Annotated in this window: 18 protein-coding genes; 12 read left to right on the forward strand and 6 right to left on the reverse strand. The window is 64.0% G+C overall.

Annotated features, from left to right (window positions below):
* Positions 1 to 160: 160 nt before the first annotated feature.
* From AC1D1L_RS07330 to AC1D1L_RS07350, 5 genes are all read left to right on the forward strand, one after another.
* On the forward strand, positions 161 to 853 hold the full coding sequence (locus AC1D1L_RS07330) for an HAD-IA family hydrolase (protein ID WP_477340739.1): 693 nt from the start codon (positions 161 to 163) through the stop codon (positions 851 to 853).
* 64 nt (positions 854 to 917) lie between these two features.
* Positions 918 to 2528 carry an ABC transporter substrate-binding protein gene (locus tag AC1D1L_RS07335; protein ID WP_477340107.1) on the forward strand — a complete coding sequence of 537 codons (1611 nt, stop codon included), beginning with the start codon at positions 918 to 920 and terminating at the stop codon, positions 2526 to 2528.
* Between the two features lie 86 nt (positions 2529 to 2614).
* Complete coding sequence (locus AC1D1L_RS07340) at positions 2615 to 3565, forward strand: ABC transporter permease (RefSeq protein ID WP_477340109.1); 951 nt, start codon at positions 2615 to 2617, stop codon at positions 3563 to 3565.
* A complete protein-coding gene (locus AC1D1L_RS07345) occupies positions 3562 to 4413 on the forward strand; it encodes an ABC transporter permease (protein WP_477340111.1) in 852 nt (283 codons plus the stop codon). The genes AC1D1L_RS07340 and AC1D1L_RS07345 overlap by 4 nt, the downstream gene beginning before the upstream one ends.
* Positions 4410 to 6065: an ABC transporter ATP-binding protein gene (locus tag AC1D1L_RS07350; protein ID WP_477340113.1), complete on the forward strand. Its 1656-nt coding sequence runs from the start codon at positions 4410 to 4412 to the stop codon at positions 6063 to 6065. Before AC1D1L_RS07345 ends, AC1D1L_RS07350 begins: the two co-directional genes overlap by 4 nt.
* A gap of 126 nt (positions 6066 to 6191) precedes the next feature.
* Here AC1D1L_RS07350 and AC1D1L_RS07355 read toward each other — a convergent pair whose 3' ends face one another.
* Positions 6192 to 6668, reverse strand: coding sequence for an Lrp/AsnC family transcriptional regulator (locus tag AC1D1L_RS07355; RefSeq protein WP_192259777.1), 477 nt, complete (start codon positions 6666 to 6668; stop codon positions 6192 to 6194).
* 223 nt (positions 6669 to 6891) lie between these two features.
* Here AC1D1L_RS07355 and AC1D1L_RS07360 point away from each other — a divergent pair, with 223 nt between their 5' ends.
* Complete coding sequence (locus AC1D1L_RS07360) at positions 6892 to 8217, forward strand: NAD(P)/FAD-dependent oxidoreductase (protein ID WP_477340741.1); 1326 nt, start codon at positions 6892 to 6894, stop codon at positions 8215 to 8217.
* A gap of 41 nt (positions 8218 to 8258) precedes the next feature.
* Here the strand turns inward: AC1D1L_RS07360 and AC1D1L_RS07365 are convergent, their stop codons facing one another.
* From AC1D1L_RS07365 to AC1D1L_RS07385, 5 genes are all read right to left on the reverse strand, one after another.
* A complete protein-coding gene (locus AC1D1L_RS07365; protein ID WP_477340743.1) occupies positions 8259 to 9614 on the reverse strand; it encodes an FAD/NAD(P)-dependent oxidoreductase in 1356 nt (451 codons plus the stop codon).
* An 8-nt stretch (positions 9615 to 9622) separates the two neighbouring features.
* The gene (locus tag AC1D1L_RS07370; RefSeq protein WP_477340115.1) at positions 9623 to 9925 is read right to left on the reverse strand and encodes a (2Fe-2S)-binding protein; all 303 of its coding nucleotides are present in this window, start codon (positions 9923 to 9925) and stop codon (positions 9623 to 9625) included.
* Complete coding sequence (locus AC1D1L_RS07375; RefSeq protein WP_477340117.1) at positions 9922 to 11907, reverse strand: hydantoinase B/oxoprolinase family protein; 1986 nt, start codon at positions 11905 to 11907, stop codon at positions 9922 to 9924. The genes AC1D1L_RS07370 and AC1D1L_RS07375 overlap by 4 nt, the downstream gene beginning before the upstream one ends.
* 4 nt (positions 11908 to 11911) lie before the next feature.
* Positions 11912 to 13990, reverse strand: a complete 2079-nt coding sequence (locus tag AC1D1L_RS07380; protein ID WP_477340119.1) for a hydantoinase/oxoprolinase family protein — start codon at positions 13988 to 13990, stop codon at positions 11912 to 11914.
* Positions 13991 to 14077: 87 nt separating this feature from the next.
* A complete protein-coding gene (locus AC1D1L_RS07385; protein ID WP_477340120.1) occupies positions 14078 to 14983 on the reverse strand; it encodes a LysR substrate-binding domain-containing protein in 906 nt (301 codons plus the stop codon).
* A 116-nt stretch (positions 14984 to 15099) separates the two neighbouring features.
* On the opposite strand from AC1D1L_RS07385, the gene AC1D1L_RS07390 reads away from it, so the two are divergent.
* From AC1D1L_RS07390 to AC1D1L_RS07415, 6 genes are all read left to right on the forward strand, one after another.
* Positions 15100 to 16218, forward strand: a complete 1119-nt coding sequence (locus AC1D1L_RS07390; protein ID WP_477340122.1) for an NAD(P)/FAD-dependent oxidoreductase — start codon at positions 15100 to 15102, stop codon at positions 16216 to 16218.
* A gap of 954 nt (positions 16219 to 17172) precedes the next feature.
* On the forward strand, positions 17173 to 17994 hold the full coding sequence (locus AC1D1L_RS07395; RefSeq protein ID WP_477340124.1) for an alpha/beta fold hydrolase: 822 nt from the start codon (positions 17173 to 17175) through the stop codon (positions 17992 to 17994).
* A gap of 107 nt (positions 17995 to 18101) precedes the next feature.
* Positions 18102 to 19058 (forward strand): alpha/beta fold hydrolase, encoded by a 957-nt coding sequence (locus AC1D1L_RS07400; protein WP_477340744.1) that lies wholly within the window; start codon positions 18102 to 18104, stop codon positions 19056 to 19058.
* Between the two features lie 173 nt (positions 19059 to 19231).
* Positions 19232 to 20146: an alpha/beta fold hydrolase gene (locus AC1D1L_RS07405; RefSeq protein ID WP_477340126.1), complete on the forward strand. Its 915-nt coding sequence runs from the start codon at positions 19232 to 19234 to the stop codon at positions 20144 to 20146.
* Positions 20147 to 20223: 77 nt separating this feature from the next.
* Positions 20224 to 21201: an MBL fold metallo-hydrolase gene (locus AC1D1L_RS07410; protein ID WP_477340128.1), complete on the forward strand. Its 978-nt coding sequence runs from the start codon at positions 20224 to 20226 to the stop codon at positions 21199 to 21201.
* The gene (locus AC1D1L_RS07415) at positions 21198 to 21950 is read left to right on the forward strand and encodes an SDR family NAD(P)-dependent oxidoreductase (RefSeq protein WP_477340130.1); all 753 of its coding nucleotides are present in this window, start codon (positions 21198 to 21200) and stop codon (positions 21948 to 21950) included. Before AC1D1L_RS07410 ends, AC1D1L_RS07415 begins: the two co-directional genes overlap by 4 nt.
* Positions 21951 to 21968 lie beyond the last annotated feature (18 nt).

A 21968-nucleotide genomic window follows, 5' to 3' on the forward strand; every position in this document is an offset into this window, starting at 1 on the left:
CCAGACTGTCCTTAAGACAAGGCCAGAGGGCTCGAATTTTCGGGCTCTTGAAAAGGCCGATGCCCCGGACAGCACGAAATTTTGTTCTGTTCAGCACCATGCAATTCGGCCGCGCAGAGGAGAGCCAGTCTTGGCCAGGGGCTTTAGCGAATTCAAATACATGACCTTCGATGTCGTCGGCACGCTGATCGACTTCGAAGGCGGCATCACGACCTGCCTGGCCGGGATTGCCGCCGACGCTGGCGTTTCCGTCGATGGCGAAGCCGCGCTGGCCCATTACCGGCAGGCCCGCTACATGCCCGATGCGGCCCTGTTTCCCGACGATCTCGTGCGTGTCTACATGGTTATCGCGCCGCAACTCGGCCTGCCGACCGAGGAGAAATACGGCGTCCGGCTGCGAGACTCCGCCAGCGCCTGGCAAGGCTTTCCCGACAGCGCGGCGGCACTGGCCGAGCTTGCGAAATCCCACAAGCTGATTGCCATGACCAATGCCCGGCGCTGGGCGCTCGATCATTTCGAGAAGCAGTTGGGATCGCCGTTCTTCGCTACCTTCACCGCTGACGACACCGGCACGGAGAAACCGGACCCGGCCTTTTTCCAGATGGTGTTCGCTTACGTCGCCTCTCGCGGCGACAGCAAGGACGACATTCTGCACGTCGCCCAAAGCCAGTACCACGACATCGGCATATCCCGGGCGCTTGGCATGACCAACTGCTGGATCGAGCGCCGGCACGCGCAGAAGGGTTATGGCGGCACGATCGAACCCGAGCGCTTCACCGTGCCTGACCACCACTTCACCTCAATGGCCGCGTTGGCGGCGGCCGTGCGGGAAAGCCTGAAGGAACGAACCTGAGCCCAAGCCCGGAAAGCCGCAGCAAGACGAGCATCCCGACCAGACAAACAGAAAGGGGAATAACATGACCGACAAGATCACGAACTGGACCAGCGCAGACGATGCCATGGTCGAAAGCGCCATTAGGCGGGGCGCGAGCCGCCGCGAACTTCTCAAGATGCTGTTGGCTGGCGGCGCCGCGGTTGCCGCGGGCAGCCTGGTGCTCGGCCGCGCCACTCAAGCCGTCGCCGCCGAGCCGGTTTCCGGCGGAAATTTCAAAGCCGCCGGCTGGTCGTCATCGACCGCCGACACGCTTGATCCTGCAAAGGCGTCGCTCTCCACCGACTATGTCCGCTGCTGCTCGCTCTACAACCGCCTGACTTTCCTCGACAAGGGGGGCGTCACGCAGATGGAGCTCGCCGAGAGCTTCGACAGCAAGGACGCCAAGACCTGGACCGTGAAGCTGCGCAAGGGCGTCACCTTCCACGACGGCAAGGATCTCACCGCCGACGACGTCGTCTTCTCGCTGAAGCGTCATCTTGATCCGGCGGTCGGCTCCAAGGTCGCCAAGATCGCCGCACAGATGACCGGCTTCAAGGCGGTCGACAAGTCGACCGTGGAAATCACGCTCGCCGACCCGAATGCCGACCTGCCGACCATCCTGGCGCTGCACCATTTCATGATCGTCCAGGACGGCACCACGGACTTCTCCAAGGGCAAAGGCACCGGCGCCTTCGTGCTGCAAACTTTCGAACCGGGCGTGCGTTCGGTGGTCACCAAGAACAAGAACTACTGGAAGTCGGGCAAGCCCTATCTCGACTCCTTCGAGTTCATCGCCATCAGCGACGACAGCGCCCGCGTCAACGCCCTGCTTTCCGGCGACATCAATTTTGCGGCCTCGATCAATCCGCGTGCGATGAAGCTCATCGGCGGCCAGCAGGGCTTCGAATTGTCGAAGACGACTTCGGGCAACTACACCGACCTCAACATCCGGCTCGACATGGATCCGGGCAGCAAGGCCGACTTCGTGGCGGGCATGAAGTATCTCGTCAACCGCGAGCAGATCGTCAAATCGGCATTGCGCGGCCTCGGCGAAATCGGCAACGACCAGCCTGTCTCGCCGGCGAATATCTTCCACAATCCCGACGTCAAGCCAAAGGCGTTCGACCCGGACAAGGCGAAGTTCCACTTCCAGAAGGCCGGCCTGCTCGGCCAGTCCATCCCGGTGATCGCTTCCGACGCCGCCACCTCGTCGATCGACATGGCGGTGATCATCCAGGCCGCCGGCGCGGATATCGGCATGAAGCTCGACGTCCAGCGCGTCCCGGCCGACGGCTACTGGGACAATTACTGGCTCAAGGCGCCAATCCATTTCGGCAACATCAATCCGCGCCCGACGCCGGACATCCTGTTCTCGCTCCTCTACGCTTCCAACGCGCCGTGGAACGAAAGCCAGTACAAGTCCGAGAAGTTCGACAAGATGCTCATCGAGGCGCGCGGCTCGCTCGACCAGGCCAAGCGCAAGGAGATCTACGGCCAGATGCAGGCTATGGTCTCCGAGGAGGCCGGCACCATCATCCCGGCCTACATTTCCAACGTCGACGCCCTCTCCAGCAAGGTGAAGGGTTTGGAAGCGAACCCGCTCGGTGGCATGATGGGCTATGCAATGGCGGAATATCTCTGGCTCGAAGCCTGAGAGAAGCCAGCCGGGGGCCGGTCAGCCAGCCCCCGGCACTTCATTACGCAAGATTGCTTGGCCGAACAACCGCAGGGAGCGCTTCCATGACGTCTGGGGTTCTCAACCTCGTGCTGAAGCGGCTGGGGATCGCGGCCGTCACGCTTTTGATCGTGCTGTTCGCTGTGTTCTTCGCCACCAGCATGCTGCCAGGAGACACCGCATCGATCCTGCTCGGCCAGGCGGCGACTCCGGAAGCGGTCGCCGGCCTGCGCGAGGCCATGCATCTCAACGATCCGGCGATCCTACGTTTCCTGCTCTGGCTTGTGGGACTGCTCCACGGCGACCTCGGCACCTCCTATGCCAATGAGATGCCGGTCGCGACACTGATCGGCGGACGCCTGGTCAACACGATGAAACTCGCGGGCATCACCACGCTGCTCTCGGTGCCATTGGCGCTGACGCTCGGCATCACCGCCGCCATGCTACGAGGCTCCGTCTATGACCGCACCATCACCATCCTGTCGATCGGCATCATCTCCGTACCGGAATTCATGGTCGCGACACTCGCGGTCCTGCTCTTCGCCGTTTATCTCAAATGGCTGCCGGCGCTGTCATCGGTCAACGAGGCGCATTCGCTGACCGACCTCGTGCGCATCTATGCAATGCCGGTGATCACGCTCACCTTCGTCATCTCCGCCCAGATGATCCGCATGACCCGCGCCGCGGTGATCGAAACGCTCTCTACGCCTTATGTCGAGATGGCACTTCTGAAAGGCGCCTCGCGCGGCCGCATGGTGCTGAGGCACGCACTTCCGAATGCTCTTGGGCCAATCGTCAACGCTGTCGCGCTCTCACTGTCCTATCTGGTCGGCGGCGTCATCATCGTCGAGACGATCTTCAACTATCCCGGCATCGCCAAGCTGATGGTCGATGCCGTCGCGACCCGCGACCTGCCGCTTATCCAGAGCTGCGCGATGATCTTCTGCCTCGGCTACCTCTTCCTCATCACCGCCGCCGACATCGTCGCCATCATGTCCAACCCGAGGCTCAGATGACGATAGCGCGCGCGACAACCTCCCAACGGTCCTTCCTGGGTCACAGCTACAGCCTCGTCGGCGTCGTGGCTGCGCTGGTCATCCTGGCCTGGACGGTCATCGCAATCCTGGCGCCCTACGTCATTCCCCATTCGATCGGCGACATTGTCGACGACGACTATTTCGGCCCGATGCGCCAGGGACTGTGGCTCGGCTCGGATTATCTTGGGCGCGATATGCTCTCGCGGGTTCTGATGGGCGCCCGCTACACCGTCGGCATATCGCTCGCCGCCGTCTCCATCGCCTGCTTTTCAGGTGTCGTGCTGGGGATGATCGCGGCCGTCACCGGCGGCTGGCTCGACACCTGCCTCAGCCGCTTCCTGGACGCCATGAACTCCATCCCCAGCAAGCTGTTCGGCCTTGTTGTCGTCGCTGCGGTCGGCTCGTCGATCCCGGTGCTGATCCTGACGCTGGCCGTCATCTATATCCCCGGCGCCTACCGCTTCGCGCGCGCGCTCGCCGTCAACATCAACACCATGGACTTCATCACCGTCGCCCGTGTCCGTGGCGAGAGCACCGCCTACCTTATCGGCTCCGAGATCCTGCCCAACATCATCCGCCCGGTGCTGGCCGACTTCGGCCTGCGCTTCGTCTTCATCGTGCTGTTGCTCTCCGGCCTGTCCTTCCTGGGACTCGGCCTCCAGCCACCGCTCGCCGACTGGGGCGCGCTGGTGCGCGAGAACATCGGCGGCCTGCCCTTCGCGGCCCCCGCCGTCATCGTGCCGTCGCTGGCAATCGCCAGCCTCACCATCAGCGTCAACCTGCTGATCGACAACCTGCCGCAGAAGATCAGGGACCGGGACGCATGAGCAATCTCGTCGAGGTCAGAAACCTGAGGATCGAGGCGAAGACCGACTCCGGACGGCTTGTCGAAATCATCAAGGGCGTCAGCTTCGACATCGCCGACGGCGAGATCGTTGCCCTGATCGGCGAGAGCGGCTCCGGCAAGACGACGGTAGCGCTCTCGCTGATGGGCTATGCCCGGCCCGGCTGCCGGATCACCGGCGGCGAGATCAACGTCAACGGCAAGAACATGGCTGCGCTCTCCGAGAAGGAACGCGCCAGGCTGCGCGGCACCGATATTGCCTATGTCCCGCAAAGTGCTGCCGCTGCCTTCAACCCCTCGTCGACGATCATGGAGCAGGTCATCGAGGTCACGCGCATCCACCAGCTTATGCCACCCGAGCAAGCGCGCCAGCGCGCGGTCGAGCTGTTCAAGGCCTTGTCGCTGCCGGACCCGGAAGGGATCGGCGCCCGTTATCCGCACCAGGTTTCGGGCGGGCAGTTGCAGCGGCTGGCGGCGGCCATGGCGCTCATCGGCGATCCCAAGCTGATGATCTTCGACGAGCCGACGACAGCACTCGACGTGACGACGCAGATCGACGTGCTGAAGGCATTCAAGTCGGTCATGCGGGCGGGCGGGATAGCGGGTGTCTATGTTTCCCACGACCTCGCGGTCGTCGCCCAGATCGCCGACCGCATCGTGGTGCTGAAAGGCGGCGAAGTGCAGGAGACCGGCACCACGGCGGAAATCCTTTCGGCCGCCCAGCACCCCTACACGCGCGAACTGCTGGCCGCCTTCGAACCAAAGCCGCGGCAAGCACATGCAGACGCGGATACCGGGACGAAACAGCTGCTGCGTATCGACAATGTGACGGCTGGCTATGGCGCGGTGCGGGATGACGGACTGCCACTTATCCGCGCCGTCGATTCCGTCAGCCTCGTTGTCGAGAAAGGGCGCAATCTCGGCGTCATCGGCGAATCCGGCTGCGGAAAATCGACGCTGGCGCGCGTCATCGCCGGCATCCATCCGGCGGCTGCCGGTGACATCGTCTTCGACGGTGAGGAACTGCAGCGCGCCGCCAGGAAACGCAGCCAGGACCAGCTGCGCGAGATGCAGATCGTGTTCCAGTATGCCGATACCGCGCTCAATCCGGCCAAGCCCGTGGAGGACATCATCTCTCGCCCGCTGGCCTTCTATCATCGGCTCGACAGGCAGGCGCGCTCGAAGCGCGTCGACGAACTGCTCGACATGGTGCGCCTGCCGAGGGGCTTGCGCTACCGTCATCCATCGGAACTGTCTGGTGGGCAAAAGCAGCGGGTGAACTTCGCACGCGCGCTGGCGGCCAACCCCAAGCTCATCATCTGCGACGAAATCACCTCGGCGCTCGATACAGTGGTGGCGGCGGCCGTGATCGAGCTGCTCAAGGAACTACAGCGCGAGCTGGGACTCTCCTACATCTTCATCAGCCACGACCTCTCCGTCGTCGAGGCCATCTGCGACGAGATCATGGTCATGTACAACGGGGAGCGGGTGGAGCAGATCACGCCCGACAAGCTGACGGCGCCCACCCACCCCTATTCCAAGCTTCTGTTTTCCTCCGTGCCGAAGCTTGACCCAACGTGGCTCGATGGCCTCGTCCGCGACCCCGAACTCGTCAGCCAGTACGGCCATCGATAGAGCGGTTCACCGTTTCAAGGAAACGGCGAACCGCACTATCTCTTTGTTTTTGAGGCAATTCCCAAGGGAAAGCGCTGCGCGCTTTTCCCGGGAAAACCGTTCACACCTTTCCTGGAATTGCTCCGACTACATCGGAAACAGGCTGGGCAACGGCATGTGCGCCTTGACGATGGGAGACTTCAGCACCACGAAGCTGAAATACTTGTCGATGCCGATATCCATGTCGGTCAGTCGCTCCATGATCGTCTGGTACTCACTAATGCCGGAGGTCACGAATTTCATCAAATAGTCGTAGCCGCCCGACACAAGATGGCATTCGATGACCTGCTCGATCTTCTCCACGACAGCGAGAAAGCGGGCGAAGTCAATCTGACGGTGGTTCTTCAAGGTGATTTCGGTGAAAACGGTCAGCGTCTGGCCAAGCTTGCCGATATTGATCTGCGCCGAATAGCCTTCGATGTAGCCTTCCGACTGGAGTTTCTTGACCCGCATCAGGCACGGGCTCGGCGACAGATGCACCAGATCGGCCAGTTCCACATTGGTGATGCGGCCGTTCTTCTGCAATTCGTGCAGAATTTTGATGTCGATCCGATCCAGTTTCACGGCCGTCTCCGAAGATCGTATGCCGCAGCACAAAATGCTGCCATACCCATAGCCATCGACACTACCACAGCCCGCCGGCCTGTCCATCCAAGCGGATACCGCTTTGAAACGCAGCGTCTCCCGATTTCAATCGAACAGCCGGAATAAAATTCTGCATCGGCCTCAACTGCAGCAGCGGCTGCCTGCGCAACGCGTTAGATTGGCGTATCGAGGCAGAGAGACCATGCGCGCTCAATTGCAGCAAATCGAGACATCTGGCGAACTGCCACAGTCCGCGGACGCGGTGGTGATCGGCGGCGGCATCGTCGGCGTCTTCGCGGCCTATTATCTGGCCAGGCGCGGCATGCAGGTCGCTCTCGTCGAAAAGGGACGCATCGGCGCCGAACAATCCTCCAGGAACTGGGGATGGTGCCGCCAGCAGAACCGCGACGCCCGCGAGCTGCCGATGGCAACCCGAAGCCTCGATCTGTGGAACAGCTTCGCGGCAGAAACCGGCGAGGACACCGGCTTTCGGCGCTGCGGCCTGCTCTATCTCAGCAATGACGACGCGGAACTGGCCGGCTGGGCGCGCTGGCGTGACTTCGCCAAAACGGCCGGCATCACCACGCACATGCTTGACGGCGCCGAAGCCAGCGAACGGGGCCGCGCCACGGGCCGGACCTGGAAAGGCGGCGTCTTCTCGCCGACCGACGGCACCGCCGACCCGTCGCGGGCCGCGCCCTCGGTCGCCCGCGCTATCCTCAAGCTCGGGGGCTCCGTGCACCAGAATTGCGCCGCGCGCGGTATCGAGACCGAGGGCGGGTGCCTGAGCGGCGTGGTCACCGAAAGCGGAACGATCCGGACGAAGCTGGCGGTCCTGGCCGGCGGCGCGTGGGCGTCCTCCTTCTGCCATCAGTTCGGCTTCCGCTTTCCGCAGGCGTCGGTCCGATCCTCCATCCTGTCCGTCTCGCCCGGCGCTGAGGGCCTGCCGGATGCGCTGCACACGGCACGGATCTCGGCCACGCGTCGCGGCGACGGCGGCTACACGCTCGCCATAAGCGGACGCGGCCGCGTGGACGTCACGCCGCAGCAGCTGCGCTTCTCGTCGCAGTTCCTGCCTATGTTCCTGAAGCGGTGGCGAAGCCTCGCGCCCGGCGGTCTGCAGGGCGTGCGCTCGGGCCACGAAACGCTCCGGCACTGGCGGCTCGACCAGCCGACGCCAATGGAGCGGATGCGCATCCTCGATCCGGCCCCGGACCAGGCGACCATCCGCCTGACCCACGCCCGGGCACTCGAGCTGCTGCCGGCACTGCGCCAGACCAGGATCAGCGCAGCCTGGGCCGGCTATATCGACAGCACGCCGGACGGCGTGCCTGCCATCGGCGAGATCCATAGTGTTCCGGGTTTCTTCCTGGCCGCCGGATTTTCGGGACACGGCTTCGGCATCGGACCCGGCGCCGGGCATCTCGTCGCCGATCTGATGACCGGCTCGGAACCGGTCGTCGATGCGACATCCTATGATCCCCGACGCTTCGACGCTTCGGCCTGGGGGAAGGTCGCCGACTTCTAGGATGTGATCCATGCCATCCCGGTGTGGCCTCCGGAATTGCATCAACCGTCCCGGAGAAAGGCACCGATAGGTGCCGGGCGGACAGGCGCCTGCCCGCGAAACCGGCCGACAGCGCCGGGCGCACAGCCGGCTTGCGCCGCAACAAGTTCAACGGCAGCCAACTGGCAGTAGCGCCCCTGGCATCGCCCCATGCCGACGCGCGACAGCGATTTCACCCTGTTGGCCTCGCCGCCGCCGAAACCCGCGCTCTCGCGTACAGCTGCGGCAGTCACGTTCTCGCAGCGGCAAACGACCGCGTCGTCGGGGAGTGCCCGCGCCATCGCTGCCGGCCAGGGAAAGGCGCAAGCCAGGCCACGGGCAAAGCGCTCGAGCCGCGCAAGCTTGCGCAGATCGCCGCCGGTGGACAGCGCCGGAATTCCGAGATCGGCAAGGCATGCCGCCGCCGCGAGACGCCCCGCGATCTCCGCGCCGTCCGCTCCCAGAAGACGAGCCCCATCGCCCGCCAGATAAACGCCGTTGCCGGCCCGACCCATCTCGTCGGTCTTCGGCAGCCATTGCCGCCACTGCTCGTCATAGGTGAAGGCGCACCCCACAAGGTCGGCCAGATGCGTCTCTGCCCGCAGATGCCAGCCCATGCCTATCATGTCGCAAGGGGTGCGGTGCTCCTGGCCGCCGGCGTCGCGCCAACGCATCGCCGTGACACCTTTTTCGTCAGCCTCGATCCGCTCGAGCGTCACGCCCGCATGGTAGCGGCCGCCGAGCCTTGCTCGCAGGGCCAGACCGCGCAGCGTGACGAGCGGCCGGGCGGCAAGCTGCCAGAGCCCCCGCATCTGCTGATGCCAGGGAGAAGTGTCCAGCACCGCCGCCACATCGGCTCCAGCTTTGACGAGCTGGGCGCCGGCCAGCGTCAGCAAAGGCCCCGACCCGATCAGCACAATGCGCCGCCCAAGCGCCACGCCCTGCGCCTTGAGCGCGATCTGCGCAGCGCCAAGGCTGTAGACGCCGGCGCTTTGCCAGCCCGGCACCGGGGCGACACGGTCGGACGCGCCGGTGGCAAGGATCAGGCGGTCATGGAAGACTACCTGCACGCCGCCCTCCCCCAGGACGTGCTGTCGCCCGTCCTGCACAGCGATAACCGAACTCGCCGCGCAATGGGTGAGCCGCCCGTCTTTGGCCAGCCGGTCGAACAGCGCATGCAGCGCGTCCGCCTTCGCCGCCTCCGACCCGTAGAGCTGCTTCGCGGTGCGGGTGAACCCGGTGGGCGGGCGGCGATAGATCTGTCCGCCTGCGCGCTGCCCTTCGTCGATCACCACCGGGTGGAGCCCGGCCTCCACAAGCGTCGCGGCGGCCCTTATGCCAGCCGGACCGGCGCCCACGATCACGATCCGCGGCGGCATGGTCCCGCTCACGGCCAGCCCTCCGGTGGCATCGTGCGCAACCGTATGCCTTCGCTGACAAATGTCGAGCACGCCCGCAGGCGCGGTCCTTCGTCCTGCCATACCCAGCAATCCTGGCAGGCTCCCATCAGGCAGAAGCCGGCGCGCGGCTCCGGTCCGAACTCGGACTTTCGCAACGCATGCCCTGATGCCAGCATGGCGGTCAGCACGGTGTCGCCCGCAAGTGCAGAGCGCATCTCACCGTCGAGAAAGAAATGCACCACTGCGCGGTTGCGCTCGGCCAGCCGGACGATGCGGCCGGCGGTGATCATTCCGCTGCCTCTCGCACGCTGCGAGGACGGGGCAGTTCGGGGAACCGTTCGCAGACCGCATCGAACGCCGCCTGGACGCCTTCCGGTCCCGAGCGCCCCTTCATGCGACGGAAGATCTCCGTCTTGGCGAAAAACCGCCAGTGGATCGGCAAGTCCCTCAGTATGGCTGTGAGCAGGTCATAGGCCGCCGGCGTCCACTGCGCTTCGTAGCCATCGCGCTCCGGACCGAAATGAAAATGGCCGGCGGCTGGCCCCTGCCGCGCGCGCAGTCTTTCCGTCGCCTGCACGTCGACCTCGCCGTCGCGGATGACGACCCCATAGTCGCGCTCGGCAGCCGTTGGCGACACATAGCCACGCCGCACGTCCTGTGCGACGCGCCAGGGCTCGCGCGTACGCGGATCGCCGCGCCCGCCGCCTCCGGCGGAGCGGATATCGAGCACGTCCCCAGGCTGCAGCACCGCCGTGTCGATGTTGCCCAGCCGCCACTCGTGCTCGGTCCCTGGATTGACGACCATGTCCGATAGGCCGGCCGCCTTGCCGCCCAGCACGCCCCACGGACGAAAGAAGCTGCGATCGCGGTTGCGCGCCGTGATCCTGGAGTCGGGGGCGAAGACACGGAAGGCCATCTCGGTCGCCAGCCCGCCGCGCCAGCGGCCCGCACCGCCGCTGTCCCTGGCGAGCCCGTATTTCACGAATTCGACCGGGATCTCGGTCTCGGTGATCTCGATCGGCGTGTTCTTGAGATAGGCGGCGTCGGCGCCCGATCCATTGGTTCCGTCGCGATGCGGCATGGCGCCGCCGCCGCCCACCACGGGATTCACCGCCGTGATGACAGTCTTGCTGGTCCGCTCGTCCGTGGTCATGACGTTGACGATGCAGTTGTTGCCGGCAGGTGCTGCTGGCAGGCGCTCCGGCACGGCTTGCGAGAAGGCGCCGAAGATGACCGACCGCAGCCGGGCGCAGGTGAGCGAGCGCATGCCCACGGCAGCGGGGAATACCGGATTCAGCACCGAACCCGTGGGTGCGATGCAGGTAAAAGGCCGGGTGAGGCCCGTATTGAGCAGAATCTTCGGATTGAGCGTGTAGAGCACGTAGTAGACGCCCACCAGCAGCATGGTGTGTCGCGGGTCGCCGCCTGAAGGCACGTTGAGCGAGGAGCCGAGCTGCGGATCGGAGCCGGTGAAGTCGAGCACCGCCTCGTCGCCTTTGATCGTCAGCGTCAGCTTCAGCCTGCAGGGATTGGCCTCGACCGAATCCTCGTCGGCATAATCGGCGAACTGCCATGTGCCGTCGGGCATGGCGCGTAGTACGTCGCGCGCCTGCGCCTCCGCATGGTCGAGAAGCGCGGAAACGCCCTCGATGAAGCCGGCCTTGCCGAACTTCTTCACCATCGCCTGGATCTTGCGCTCGCCGGTGTTGAGCGCGCCGACCAGCGCCTTGATGTCGCCGATGTTGAGGTCGGGCTTGCGCACATTGGTGCTCATGATCCGAAGGATCGTTTCATCGAAGACGCCCTCGTTCACCAGCTTCATGGGCGGAAAGCGGATGCCTTCCTGATGGATCTCGGTCAGCGCCCGGCTGAGCGAAGCCGGCACCGCGCCACCCATGTCGGTGTTGTGGATATGCCCTCCGGTCCAGGCGACGATCTCGCCATCGACGAAGACCGGCTTCCACAGATGCGTGTCGGGCGCGTGCGTGGCGACGTGGCCCGAATAGGGATCGTTGGTGAACGCAACGTCGCCCGGCCGGTAGTCGTCGACCATCGCGATGGCGCGGTGATACGAAAGCCCCGGATACCAGGTGGCGCCGAGGTCCATCGGCACGGCGAAGGTCGCGCCCGAACGATCCATCAGCATCACGGTGAAGTCCTGCGTCTCCTTGACGAAGGCAGAGTGCGCAGTGCGGTGCAGCGTGTGGGCCATGTTCTCGGCCGCCGCGCGGGCATGGTTCGCCAGAACCTGCAGATTTGTCCGGTCAAACATGGCATCACTCCGGGAAGGTCAGCAAAAGGTTGAGGTGACGGTCGACTCGTGCCTGTGCTCCAGCGGGAATTGCGAAGGTGGTGTCTTCCTGCACGACCACCGCAGGCCCGTGGAACGTGCTGCCCGGCACCAGGGCCTGCCGGTCGTGGAGGTCGACGGTCTCGACGCCAGCGCCCGTATAGACCGGGAGCCGGCGCGCCGGAACGGCGGCGGCACGGATCTCGTCTGTCTCCAGGAAGGAGAGCTTCGGCCCCGCGCCTACGGCGGATAGCCGGACATTCACAAGTTCGATCTCGCCGTCCGGGTCGTGGAAATCGTAGAGCTGCTGATGGGTGAGGTGGAAGGCCTGCGCGATGGCGGCCGCATTGCCGTCCGTCAGCCATTCCGGTGAAAGGACGACCTCGATCTCATAACTCTGTCCGACATAGCGCATGTCGCAGGACAAATTGAGCTCCGCCTCCCCGTCATGACGTTGCGCCGCGAGCCAGTCGCGGCCCTCACGTGCCAGGGCCTCGAAGGCCTCGCGAATTCCGGTAAGCGACATGCTCGACAGCGGGCTGAAGATGGTGCGGATGAAGTCCCCGCGCAGATCCGCCACCAACCCGCCCAGCGCCGACACCACGCCGGGACGGCGGGGCGCCATGACGCGCTTCATCCCGAGTTCGCGGGCCAGGAAGGCGCCGAGCATCGGGCCTCCGCCGCCGAAGGGCATCAGCGTGAAATCGCGCAAGTCGACGCCGGCGCGCGAGGCGAGTTTCTCGACCTCGACGAACATCTCCGACACCGCAATGTCGAGGATCGCCTGCGCGGTCTGCTCGACCGGTCGGTCGAGCCGGGCGGCAAGCTCGCCGACCCCGCGATGCGCCAGTCCGGTATCGATCCTGAGCTGGCCGTAGGCCATCTCGCTGTGACCGAGCCATCCGCACACCACCATGGCGTCCGTCACCGTCGCCCGCTCGCCGCCACGGCCGTAGCATGCCGGTCCCGGCGTCGAACCCGCCGACTCCGGCCCGACGCGCAGCACCCCTTGCGCGTCGACGCTGGCGATCGAGCCGCCGCCGACGCCGATAGAGCTCACCGAGATGGAGGGGATATGGAGCGGAAATTCGCCGATCAGTTCGCCGGTGCCGAACTGCGGCTCGCCGTCGATGATGAGCGCGAAGTCGGCTGAGGTGCCGCCGATGTCGAGGGTAAGGATCTTGTCTTCGCCAGCCTGACGGGCCAGCCACGAGGCGCCGATGACACCGGAGGCCGTTCCCGACAGCAACATGTTGACGCAGGCGTGCTTGCCTTCGGCGGCGTTCATCAGCCCGCCGTTCGACTTCGTCAGCATCGGGCGGGCCGGCACGCCGCGGTCCTTCAGCCGCTCTTCCAGCGCCGTCAGATAGCCCGAAACGCGCGGATGGACATAACCATTGAGAATGGCGGTCGAGCTGCGCTCGTATTCGCGGATGACAGGCCACACCTCGGCCGAAGAGAAGACGAAGAGGTCGGGAGCGAGACGCGCGATCGTCGCCTTGACGGCAGCCTCCTGCGCGGCGTTGCGCCAGGAATGGAGGAAGGAGACGATGATCCCCTGCGCTCCATTTGCTTTCGCCGCTGCCACCGCGCTGGCCACCACCGCCATATCCGGCGCCTGGGATTCGCTTCCATCGGCGCGCATGCGGACCGGAATGCCGAACACCATGTCGCGCGAGATCAGCGGGTCCGGACGCGAGCAGAACAGAGAATACATGTCCGGCATGCGCAGCCGCGCGAGTTCGATCACGTCTTCGAAGCCGGCATTGGTGAACAGCGCCAGCGGCGCGCCCTTGCGCTGGATGATCGTGTTGATGCCGACGGTGGTGCCGTGGACGAAGCGCGTCATATGGGCAGGATCAAAACCTTCGCGCTCGGCCAGAAGGGTAAGACCGGTCATCAGTTCGGCGCCCGGATCTTCTGGCGTCGTCAGCACCTTTAGCGAGACGAGGCGTCCGGAATTTGCTTCGAGCGCACAGAAATCGATGAATGTCCCGCCGATATCGACGCCAACCTTCCAGTCGGCTCTGTTCTGCGCCTTATCCGCCGTGATGACACCATCCATGATGCGTCCCTTCCTGTCTGCCAAGCAAATTGGCATGCCGGATGGTGCGGGTCCAAGACGTATGATGAGCAAGGATATAAGTCTTGCTTATGCTTTCGCGCGATGCTCATTCAGGACGGCGGCACAGGCCGCGCGGATCTCATCGCGCATCGTCTCATCGGCGCGTGAAAGGGCCCGCGTCCGCGAAGTGAGAAGCGCGATCGGAAATTCCGGCCCTGCCGTCATTGGCCTGACCGCAAGCCCGGCAAACTGATGCCAAGGCAGCAGCGCGTCGACCAGGGCGATGCCCAGACCGACCTGGACAAAACCGACCGCGGAGATGGATACGTCGATCTCGAGCGACGGCGAAAGCGTCACACCTTGCGCGCGGGCAGCGTGGGCCAGTTCGTCGGCGGGACGGGTGTTGCCGCGATACGATATCAACTCCTCCCCGACGAGGTCGGCGAGCGTCAGTTCGGCTTTCTTTTGCAGCGCATGCCCGGCGGGCAGCAGGCATGAGAAGCCGACGCTGCCGATCACTTCCGCCTCGATGTCGGGAGGCAGGCGGTCGTCCATGGCCACGCCGAGGCTGGCATCGCCGGCGCGCAGCATGTCGATGATGGCGGAGATCGGCGCGCTATGAGCACGCAACATTATGTTGGGATGCTGGACCCGGAATTTGGTGAACGCACGCGGCAAGATAGCCATGGCCGGCGGCGGTGAAGCCGCGACCCGCACCAGCCCGGTCCGGCCCAGACGCAGGTCGGTGGTCTTGCGGCGCAGGCCCTCCAGCCCCGCCGACAACCTCTCGGCATCAGGGAAGATCTCGAGCGCCTCCGGGGTCGGTCGTAACCGACCCTTCACCCGCTCGAACAGGGTGAAGCCGAGTTCGTCTTCGGTGTGGAGCAGGATCTGGCTGAGCGCGGGCTGGGAGATGTTCAGCATCCGCGCCGCGGCGGTCACGGTGCCCGCGCGCATGACGGCGATGAACACTTCGAGCTGCCGGGCCCGCATGGCCACTCCATAGGTAAAGCTTATGGCTTCTGTCCAAACCCATCTTTGACGCAATGCCGGGGCACCGACAAGATGGATACATCCAAGGATCAGCTGCTCTACGCTAAGGAACGACTATGGATGTGATCGTGCTGGGCGGCGGCCTGATGGGGACGGCTTCGGCCTATTTCCTCGCCAGGCGCGGGGCGCGCGTGACGCTTATCGAGCGCAACCGGATCGGCACCGGAGCAACGGTCGCTTCCTTTGGCAACATCCGGCGTACGGGGCGTCATCTGTCCCAGCTTCCGCTGGCCCATCGCTCGCTCAGGCTGTGGGGCGAGGCCGAGAAGATGCTTGGCCGCGACGTGGAATTCCGCGCTACCGGCCATATCCGGCTGATCTTCGATGGAGATGGCCTCGCCGACATGCGGGCCTACGCCAAGGCGGCGCGCCCCGAGGGGCTTGAACTGGAGGAACTCAGTCCACGCGAGATTCGTGCCCGCTTTCCCGGCCTCGGTCCCGAAGCGATCGCGGCGTCGTTCTCTCCGCAAGATGGCAGCGGCAATCCGCGGCTCATCGCGCCTGCCTATGCCGAGGCAGCCCGTAAGCTCGGTGCGGAGATCATCGAAAGAGCGGAGGTCGAGAAGATCACTCACATGGGCTCCGGTTTCCTTGTCGCCAGCTCGAAAGGTAAATTCGCCGCCGGCTGCCTGCTCAACACCGCCGGAGCCTGGGGCGCGCGCATCGCAGCGCAGTTCGGCGAAGAGGTCCCGCTCGACGCCTATGGCCCGCAGATGGGCGTGACCGAGCCGCTGCCGCATCAGATCTTGCCGGTGGTCGGCATCTGGACGCGCAACAAGGACCATGGCGCCTATCTGCGTCAGGTCGAGCGGGGCAACATCGTCTTCGGCGGAGCGGCCGAAAGAGTAGCGGTGAATCTCGATCCAGGCCACGCCAGCGCCGATCCCATGCGCCTTCCATTGCAGTTGCGCGCCGTCGCGCGGCTGCTGCCGGCGATCGCGCAGGCTACGGTCATTCGCACTTGGTCCGGCTGCGAGGGTTATGTCAGAGACATGCTGCCGATCATGGGACGCTCGGCGACGACGCCAGGCCTGTTCCACGCTTTCGGCTTCAGCGGACACGGCTTCCAGCTCGGTCCGGGCGTGGGCGATGCCATGGCCGAGCTCATCATGACCGACCGTTGCGAAACGCCGCTCGACGATTTCAGGGTCGATCGCTTCGGCCGCGCAGCCTGAAGGTGTAGCTGTCGACATCCGCGCAACGATGGCCCTTTTTGCGAAGGCGGGATAGTCAGTTCTCGCCGAGCCCTCAAGTATGAGGATCTCAAGCGAGCGTTGCGCGCTAGGTACCAAGATTTCCCCGATGATTTTGGCCATCAACGGCCAGTACTGGCGGGGGACGTGCACGGCCGAGTTCGGAACCCCGCCTAATTCCACGTCGTTGCCGCCGAATACCGCATGCATCGCCGAAGGGTCTTTCGAAGCCGGGAGTGTCGAGCTACGTGTGACGGGTGCCATCGACGAGACGGAGAAAATTGACGAACGGGCCCAAACCATTTCACTCAAAAGGCAGAGACTTACCCGATGACGCTCAATTCAAACTCAATGAGTTAAGTGCAAGCCACTGATTTGTAACAATTTGGTGGAGCCGGAGGGCGTATTAGAATTTGATTTTATTGACTTTTTCGTGGGCAAAAAATCAGAAATCTTCCCGTATCGTTCCGTATGCTCCCGTGACGCCACGCAGTCCGCTATAGCTAACCTCGTTTGCGAACGTTCGGAGCCATGCTCCAGAATGACCGCAGGGGCCGATTTCGGACTGTCGGCTATCGGCATGGAGCAGACTAAAGCTGCCGTCCGCCCACTGCCAACCCTACAAACTTCTGCTTACGCCCCCGACGACCAGTTCTTTCTTCGTGACGGTGAAAGTAATGCTGCGATTCAGCGCCTGTCTTTCGGACCAATTTCCACAGCACGTTGTCATTGAGATCTAACGGCATTGTCCGAGCGTTTGGGAAGGCGTCGTTGGGCTTTCAATGCTTTTGCAAAACTAAGGCACCTGTTGTTGCAACAGAACGCCGCCCGACCTTTGTTCCGCTTCGTCTCACACCTTCTAACGCCCTCTCTCGGATTCTCGTTCGATCGACGCGATGCCCTTGCGTAAGCTGCAGGAAATGAGAGGACAAGGCCATGAGCACGATCAAGACCAAAGACGGTACCGAAATTTACTACAAGGACTGGGGATCCGGGCAGCCAATCGTGTTCAGCCACGGCTGGCCGCTCACCGCCGACGCCTTCGAGGACCAGATGTTTTTCCTGGCCTCCCGTGGTTACCGATGCATCGGACACGACCGTCGAGGTCATGGCCGCTCAAGCCAGCCATGGCAAGGCAACGACCTCGACACCTATGCGGACGATCTCGCCGAACTGACCGCGGCGCTCGATCTGAAGGACGCGATCCACATCGGCCATTCGACCGGAGGCGGCGAGGTAACTCGCTATATCGGCCGGCACGGCACCGGGCGCGTCGCCAAGGCTGCGCTGATCGGAGCAATCCCGCCGGTCATGATCAAGTCGGAAAAGAACCCTGGCGGCACGCCGATGGAGGCGTTCGATCAGTTGCGGGCTGCGGTCGTCGCTGATCGCTCCCAGTTCTGGAAGGACCTCAGCCTTCCCTTCTACGGTTACAACCGCCCCGGCGCGAAAGTCTCCGAGGGAGTCCGCCAGTCGTTCTGGCTGCAGAGCATCATGGCGGGCTTCCCGGCCTCCTATTTCTGCATCAAGGCGTTTTCTGAAACCGACCTGACGGAGGACCTCAAGCGGATCGATGTCCCGACGCTGGTGCTTCACGGCGACGATGACCAGATCGTGCCGATCGCCGACTCCGCGCTCCTGTCCTCCAAGATCGTCAAAGACGCGAAACTCGTCGTCTACGAGGGCGCCCCCCACGGCATGTGCACCACGCTTAAGGATCGCGTTAACGACGAGCTGCTCGCCTTCATCAAATCCTGATCGCTTCGCACGACGGCGCTGTGGGTGCTGGTCTACCGGTTCCAAGCGATCGACACAATCGAAAGGATAAAGCTGTGACCGAGACTACTTTGTACTCGCCTCATCGCATGGCTTCGCGCCGCACCGTTCTGATGGGAACGACTGGGTTGCTTGCCGCCTCGGCCTTGGGTCTGCCAGGCCTGGACGGTGCGGACCACGCCGAAGCCGCCACAGGGCGCCGCAAGGGAGCGCTGTCCGGCAGCTTCCTTACGACCAGCGACGGCACGCAGATCTATTACAAGGACTGGGGCTCCGGGCAGCCGGTCGTGTTCAGCCATGGCTGGCCGCTGTCCGCCGATGCCTTTGAAGACCAGATGTTCTTCCTCGCCTCGAACGGCTATCGCGCGATAGCCGCCGACCGTCGCGGCCATGGACGCTCGAGCCAGCCATGGCAGGGAAACGACATCGATACCTATGCCGACGATCTGGCCGAACTGGTCGCAGCGCTCGACCTGAAGCATGCCGTCCATGTCGGCCATTCCACCGGCGGCGGTGAAGTGGCGCGCTATGTCGGCCGGCATGGGACGAAGCGCGTCGCCAAGGTTGTGCTGATCAGTGCCATACCGCCGCTTCGACTGAAGACTGAAGCGAATCCCCTCGGGGCGCCGATCGAAGCCTTTGACGGGCTCCGCCAACAGGTTCAAGCGGATCGGTCGGCCTTCTGGAACGAACTGTCGCTGCCGTTCTACGGCTACAACCGGCCGGACGCCAAGATCTCGGAGGGCGTGCGCGAGCAGTTCGTCCTGCAATGCATGATGGCCGGCATGCCGGCGTGCTATCTCGGCATCAAGGCCCAATCCGAAACGGACTTCACGCCAGACCTCAAGAAGATCGACGTTCCGACGCTTATCGTCCACGGCGAGGACGACCAGCTTGTGCCGATCGCCGACTCTGCCCTGCTTACGGCCAAGCTGGTCAAGGGATCGGAGCTGAAGATCCTGAAGGGCGCGCCGCACGGCATGTGCACCACCCGCAAGGACGAAATCAACGCCGCGCTTCTCTCGTTCATCCGTGCTTCGGCCTGAACTTGCCACCGCCCGGCATTGGTCCGAAGCCGCGCTACGCGGCCCTCCCTCCGCGTAGCGCTCCCTCCCCGTAACTCCGGCGGCTGGCCGGCAAAGGAGCAGAAATGTTGACCTTCAATTCGAGGCTTGCCGCCCTGGCTGTCGCATCCGTCCTGCTTTCGTCGACGGCATCGATGCAGATTGGCGCCCAAGCCGCATACGCCGCAGAGCAGGTTGTTCCGCCAACGGTTCACTATCGCACCGCCAAGGTCGAGGGTGTCGACATCTTCTACCGCGAAGCCGGCCCCGCCGACGCGCCCGTGGTTCTGCTGCTGCACGGTTTTCCGACATCGTCGCACATGTTTCGCAACCTGATCCCGCTGCTGGCCGATCGCTACCACGTAATCGCGCCGGACTATCCCGGGTTCGGCCAGAGCGGCGCGCCCGACCACAAAGAATTCGCCTACACGTTCGGCCACTACGCCGACGTGGTCGACGGCCTGCTCGGCCACCTCGGGACGAAGAGCTATGCGATGTACGTCATGGATTACGGCGCGCCGGTCGGCTACCGGCTCGCGCTCAAGCACCCCGAGCGCGTGACCGGCCTCATCATCCAGAACGGCAACGCCTACGAGGAAGGGCTCAGGGAGTTCTGGGATCCGATCAAGGCGTATTGGGCGGACGGATCGGATGCCCATCGCGAGGCGCTGAGCTTCCTGGTCGCGCCCGAGACCACTAAGTTTCAGTACACGGACGGCGTGTCCGACCTGTCACGGATCGATCCGGACAATTGGGCGCATGACCAGGCGTTGCTCGATCGACCGGGCAACAAGGACATCCAGCTCGACCTCTTCCACGACTATGGCAGCAATGTCCCGCTCTACCCGGCATTCCAGGCGTTCTTCCGGGAGCGGAAGCCGCCGACGCTGATCGTCTGGGGCAAGAACGACAAGATCTTTCCGGCGGACGGGGCCGGTCCCTATCTACGCGACCTGCCCGATGCTGAACTCCATCTCATCGACACCGGACATTTTGCGCTCGAGGACAAGCTCGACGAGATGGTGCCCCTCATCCGGAATTTCCTGGACCGCAAGGTGGCCACCAACTGAGTCCATTTGGCTAACGCCCGTGTCAGGCGCACCCCGACACAAGCAAGGCCATGACTTTTCACGCACATCCTGGGACTATGACAATGCCCGCACCCCGCCAGCATCTCCTTTCGCGCCGCGGCTTCTGCCTCTGCTGCATAGGCGCCTCGGCCATCGCCGCCGGCGGCGGCTGGTTCAGCCCGCGCCAAGCCTATGCGGAGGCCAGGGGCATTGTCAGTCTGATCAAGGACAGTGCAGCCGCATCGCCCATCACGGTGCACAAACTGCGTAACAACATCAGTGTGCTGGAAGGTTCCGGCGGAAACGTCGCCGTGCTGACCGGCCCGGATGGCAAGGTGCTTGTGGATGCGGGGATCAGCATGTCGCGGCCGCAAATGGCCAAGACACTGCAGGACATCTCCGCGGAACCTGTCACCCACCTGATCAACACGCACTGGCATTTCGACCATGCCGACGGCAATTCCTGGCTGGGGCCGGCGGGTGCAAAGATCATCGCGCAGGACAACACCCGGAAATACCTGTCGCAGGTCCAGCGGGTGGAGGAGTGGGACTACAATTTCCTGCCGCTCGCCGCCGACGGCCTGCCGACGGAAGTGTTCGCCGACAGCCTCGACATGAAACTCAACGGCGCGTCCATCGTGCTCAAGCACTTCGGTGCGGCTCACACCGACAGCGACATCTCCGTCACCTTCGGTGAGGCGGACATTGTCCATGTCGCCGACACGTTCTGGAATGGCGTCTACCCCTTTATCGACTATTCGACCGGCGGCAGCATTGACGGCATGATCGCGGCCTCAGATGCTAATCTCGCGGCGACGACCGACAAGACAATCATCATCCCCGGCCACGGCCAACCGGTCAGCAACCGCGCCGAGCTCCAGGCTTTTCGCGACATGCTGGTCGGGATCAGGGACAACGTCGCGAAACTCAAACGCGAAGGACGCACCCGCGACGAGGCTGTTGCGGCCAAGCCGACGGCCGCTTTCGACCCTATATGGGGCAATTTCGTCATCGACCCCGCGTTCTTCACCAGACTGGTCTACGAGGGCGTGTGATGGGCAGGCTCGACGGAAAGGTCGCAGTCATCACCGGCGCCACCAGCGGCATCGGTCTAGCCATTGCCACGCGTTTCGCACGCGAAGGAGCGCGTGTCTTCATCACCGGGCGCCGGAAGAAGGAACTCGACGACGCCGTCCTGGCGGTTGGCAATGGTGCGCGCGGCATCCAGGGCGATGTGGCCGACATGGCCGATCTCGACCGCCTCTATGCGATCGTCCGCGAGGACGCTGGATCGATCGACGTTCTCGTCGCCAATGCAGGCAGCGGCGAGTTCGCCGTATTGGGGGCGATCACGGAAGAGCATTTCGACAACACCTTCCGGACCAACGTAAAGGGTACGCTCTTCACTGTTCAGAAGGCGCTGCCGCTCTTGAATATTCATGCGTCGGTCATCCTCGTCGGATCGACCACGGGAACGACAGGCACGCCGAACTTCAGCGTCTATAGCGCCACCAAGGCCGCAATCCGAAACTTCGCCCGCAGTTGGATCCTCGATCTCGCCGGTCGCAACATTCGCGTGAACGTCCTTTCGCCTGGCTCCACCTCCACCCCCGGCCTAGCTGAACTCGCCCCGGCCGGGGCAGCGAGGGACGCATTGTTCGGCGCCCTGAGGGCGGCGACACCCTTGGGTCGCCTTGCCGATCCGGACGAAACGGCGGGCGCTGCACTGTTCCTTGCTTCGAGCGACAGCAGCTTCGTGACCGGCAGCGAGCTTTTCGTCGATGGCGGATCGGCGCAGGTCTAGAAGGTCGCCATCTCTGGC

It is taken from the genome of Mesorhizobium sp. P2_D6, assembly GCF_056404315.1.

Coding starts and splice junctions, on each gene's coding strand:
- AC1D1L_RS07360 (WP_477340741.1), top strand. CDS start 6,892: ATGCGCGCTCAATTGCAGCAAATCGAGACATCTGGCGAACTGCCACAG.
- AC1D1L_RS07330 (WP_477340739.1), top strand. CDS start 161: ATGACCTTCGATGTCGTCGGCACGCTGATCGACTTCGAAGGCGGCATC.
- AC1D1L_RS07350 (WP_477340113.1), top strand. CDS start 4,410: ATGAGCAATCTCGTCGAGGTCAGAAACCTGAGGATCGAGGCGAAGACC.
- AC1D1L_RS07410 (WP_477340128.1), top strand. CDS start 20,224: ATGACAATGCCCGCACCCCGCCAGCATCTCCTTTCGCGCCGCGGCTTC.
- AC1D1L_RS07390 (WP_477340122.1), top strand. CDS start 15,100: ATGGATGTGATCGTGCTGGGCGGCGGCCTGATGGGGACGGCTTCGGCC.
- AC1D1L_RS07395 (WP_477340124.1), top strand. CDS start 17,173: ATGAGCACGATCAAGACCAAAGACGGTACCGAAATTTACTACAAGGAC.
- AC1D1L_RS07365 (WP_477340743.1), bottom strand. CDS start 9,614: ATGCCGCCGCGGATCGTGATCGTGGGCGCCGGTCCGGCTGGCATAAGG.
- AC1D1L_RS07370 (WP_477340115.1), bottom strand. CDS start 9,925: ATGATCACCGCCGGCCGCATCGTCCGGCTGGCCGAGCGCAACCGCGCA.
- AC1D1L_RS07335 (WP_477340107.1), top strand. CDS start 918: ATGACCGACAAGATCACGAACTGGACCAGCGCAGACGATGCCATGGTC.
- AC1D1L_RS07345 (WP_477340111.1), top strand. CDS start 3,562: ATGACGATAGCGCGCGCGACAACCTCCCAACGGTCCTTCCTGGGTCAC.
- AC1D1L_RS07405 (WP_477340126.1), top strand. CDS start 19,232: ATGCAGATTGGCGCCCAAGCCGCATACGCCGCAGAGCAGGTTGTTCCG.
- AC1D1L_RS07380 (WP_477340119.1), bottom strand. CDS start 13,990: ATGGATGGTGTCATCACGGCGGATAAGGCGCAGAACAGAGCCGACTGG.
- AC1D1L_RS07340 (WP_477340109.1), top strand. CDS start 2,615: ATGACGTCTGGGGTTCTCAACCTCGTGCTGAAGCGGCTGGGGATCGCG.
- AC1D1L_RS07385 (WP_477340120.1), bottom strand. CDS start 14,983: ATGCGGGCCCGGCAGCTCGAAGTGTTCATCGCCGTCATGCGCGCGGGC.
- AC1D1L_RS07375 (WP_477340117.1), bottom strand. CDS start 11,907: ATGTTTGACCGGACAAATCTGCAGGTTCTGGCGAACCATGCCCGCGCG.
- AC1D1L_RS07400 (WP_477340744.1), top strand. CDS start 18,102: ATGGCTTCGCGCCGCACCGTTCTGATGGGAACGACTGGGTTGCTTGCC.